The sequence below is a fragment of the Faecalibacterium sp. DFI.5.82 genome (assembly GCF_029076575.1).
In the GTDB taxonomy this organism is placed as follows: Bacteria; Bacillota; Clostridia; order Oscillospirales; family Ruminococcaceae; genus Faecalibacterium; species Faecalibacterium duncaniae.
The window spans coordinates 1-305 of sequence record NZ_JARFIS010000621.1; the positions used below are offsets into that span (position 1 = coordinate 1).

General features: G+C 40.0%; 1 pseudogene. It reads right to left on the reverse strand.

The window, feature by feature from the left end:
* Window positions 1-305 (reverse strand): annotated as a pseudogene (locus P0G09_RS18140) (hypothetical protein); the annotation flags it as partial.

Below are 305 nucleotides of genomic sequence, written 5' to 3' on the forward strand. Positions count from 1 at the left end.
TCACTATTGCATCCGGTGGAAACCAACTTCCCTTACTAAAGTTCGTTTCACCATTTATCGAAATCGACTCAACTTTCCCTTCTCTTTTCAAGAGACCTACACTCAAATCATGCTTGTTTACAAGCTGAACGTATTCAAAGCCCTCGCTTATAAACAGCAACCTTGCATCTTCATAATCCAAATCTTTTAAACTTTCTTCTGTTCCGGTTATTGGCGCTTTAACTTCACCGTTTGCACGGTGAACCATGTTTCCAACTTCGGCTCCCACAAAAAGAAGTCCCGATAGCAGAAATAATATTATCAAC